This is a genomic window from Gemmatimonas sp. (assembly GCF_044345575.1).
Lineage (GTDB): Bacteria > Gemmatimonadota > Gemmatimonadetes > Gemmatimonadales > Gemmatimonadaceae > Gemmatimonas.
The window spans coordinates 1-2,691 of the sequence record NZ_JBIJAW010000418.1 but is presented as its reverse complement, the minus strand read 5'-3'; the positions used below and the strand labels follow the sequence as shown (position 1 = coordinate 2,691).

The following is a 2,691-nucleotide window of genomic DNA, read 5'->3' as shown; positions in this document are numbered from 1 at the left end:
CGGATGCTGTTGCAGGTCGTCCGCCCGGCCTCGCAGTAGCCCCGCTTCTTAGCGGACCTCCCGGCCGAGGCACACTCCCGCCGATCATTGCAGGGCACCAATTTTCCAGTGCCTACCCCGAGCGGACACGGCCTGCGTCGTTCGACGCGCCTCCGCCCGCCCTCAGTCCTGCTGGAGATGGGGATGACTTCGCCCACCGCTTCCGCCGTGCCCTCCCTCAACAACACCCTCGCCGGCGTTCCCTCGCCTCTCACCTCGGCGGTCGGTGGTCCGCGACCGCCTCTGGGAACCGTGAACGCGCTCTTCTTCGATGCGGTCGAGCGGTTCGACCGGGCCGACGCCCTGCTGTACAAGGTGAACGGCGTATGGGAGCCCACCAGCCACCGCACCGTGCTCCAGCGTGTGCGGCACGTGGCGCTCGGCCTGGCCAGACTCGGTATCGTCGCGCAGGATCGCGTCGCGTTGCTGTCGGAGAACCGCCCGGAGTGGCTCATCGCCGACTATGCCTGCCTCTGCAGTGCAATCGTCGACGTGCCGGTGTATCCCACGCTGCCCGCCGAACAGATCCCCTACCTCCTCAACGACTCCGGCGCACGCGCCATCTTCGTGTCCACCGCCGATCAGGCACGCAAGGTGGCCACGGTGCGCGCGGAGGCGCCGGCGCTGCAGTGGATCATCGGTTTCGCGGCCACCAAAGACGACGGCTGCGATATCACGCTCGCCGAACTCGAAGCCCTCGGCGCGCAGGACGACTCGCCCGAACGGTCCACCACGTTCAAGCAGGCGGCGCTCGAGGTCACGCCCGATCAGCTCGTCACGCTGATCTACACCTCGGGAACCACCGGGAATCCCAAGGGCGTGATGCTCACGCAGGACAACCTGCACTCCAATCTGCAGGCCACGCGGGCGACGATGCCGGTGAGCACGGCCGACACCGCGCTCAGCTTCCTCCCGCTCAGCCACATCTTCGAGCGCACCGGCGACTACTTCCTCTTCGCCAACGGTGTACGCATCGCCTACGCCGAGTCGGTTGATACGGTGCCGGTGAACATGAGCGAGGTGAAGCCGTCGCTCATGATGAGCGTGCCCCGGTTGTACGAGAAGATTTACGCGCGCGTGCTCGACAATGCGCTGTCGTCGGGCGGCCTGAAGACGCAGATCTTCTTCTGGGCCAAGGGCGTGGGCGATCGCTGGGCCTCGGAGAAGCTCGCGGGGCGCGAACCCGCTGGCCTGCTCGGCCTGCAGTATCGCATTGCCGACAAGCTCGTGTTCTCGAAGCTGCGTGAGCGCACCGGCGGCAACATCCGCTATTTCATCTCGGGGGGTGCGCCGCTCTCGCCCGACATCGCGAAGTTCTTCTATTCGGCAGGGCTCATCATCCTCGAGGGATACGGGCTCACGGAAACGTCGCCGGTCATCTCCGCGAACAACCTCAACGACTACCGCCTCGGCAGCGTGGGCAAGCCGATCGCCGGGGTGGAAGTGCGCATCGCGAAGGATGGCGAGATCCTTACGCGGGGGCCGCACGTGATGCGCGGCTATTACAACAACGAGCAGGCCACGAAGGACACGATCTCCGAGGACGGCTGGTTCCACACCGGCGACATCGGCGTGATCGAGGACGGGTTCCTGCGCATCACCGATCGCAAGAAGGACATCATCGTGACGGCGGGTGGCAAGAACATCGCGCCGCAGCCGATCGAGAACATGCTCAAGACCAACAAGTATGTCTCGCAGGCGGTGATGATCGGCGACAAGCGCAAATTCCCCGTGGTGCTGATCGTGCCCGACTGGGATCAGGTGGAGAAGTGGGCGGCGCACAAGCAGATCGTCTGGACGTCGCGCGCCGAACTGATGGCGATGCCGACGGTGCAGGCGAAGATGGAGAAGGAAGTGAAGGAGCAGCTGAAGGGGCTCGCCAGTTTCGAAATGCCGAAGAAGGTGAAGCTGATCGAGCACGACTTCAGCATCGAGCGTGGCGAACTCACGCCCACGCTCAAGGTGAAGCGCCGCGTCATCGACAAGACCTACAAGGCGCAGATCGACGAGTTGTACGTAGGCGCGGACTGACGGGGGCGCCGCGAGCGGCGTGGGTGACGCGGTAGTGACGTGTGGGCGACCACCCGCAGACGGCAGACGGCAGGAACCACAGCACGCAGTTTCGGAGGAGTGTGGTACAACAAAACGGGGGCGGCCGCTTCGCGGCGCCCCCGATTTCCTTTGCGGCTTGGCCATCGCCGGCGCGCGCAGCGCAGGCCGGCGTGTTGTTCTACCGCATTCCTCCGAAACTGCGTGCTGTGGTTCCTGCCGTCTGCCGTCTGCGGGTAGTCGTACGCCCCACACCCACCCCACAGGATCCTGCCCTCACGGCGCGCGCCGCCGCAGCTCCACGAGTCCGCTGGCGCGCGTCGTCACTTCGGCCACCCACTCGGTGGTATCGCGCGCGAGTTCCTTGAGGCCGGTGGGCATGGGCGTACCTGCCGGAGCGAGGACGCGCCCCCCAACGCGGACCGCCCGCACGATGCTCTCGAGCATGTCCGGGGTCGTGTGTGCGGGGTCCACGGCGGCGGCGGCGAGGGTTTCGACACCGAGGGGCAGGCGCTCACGCACGGCGAGCGTACTGCAGGGTGCCGAGGGCGACGCGACGCCCGCCGGTGGGTTGAGCCAGACCTGGGCGATCGGCACGAGGTC

At 66.4% G+C, this 2,691-nt stretch carries 2 protein-coding genes; one reads left to right on the top strand and one right to left on the bottom strand.

What is annotated here, in order from left to right:
• Positions 1 to 183: 183 nt before the first annotated feature.
• A complete protein-coding gene (locus ACIQ6O_RS16060; protein WP_396208781.1) occupies positions 184 to 2,070 on the top strand; it encodes an AMP-dependent synthetase/ligase in 1,887 nt (628 codons plus the stop codon).
• A 294-nt stretch (positions 2,071 to 2,364) separates the two neighbouring features.
• On the opposite strand, the gene ACIQ6O_RS16055 is transcribed toward ACIQ6O_RS16060, so the two are convergent.
• On the bottom strand, positions 2,365 to 2,691 hold a 327-nt coding region (locus ACIQ6O_RS16055), incomplete at its 5' end, for a hypothetical protein (protein ID WP_396208780.1).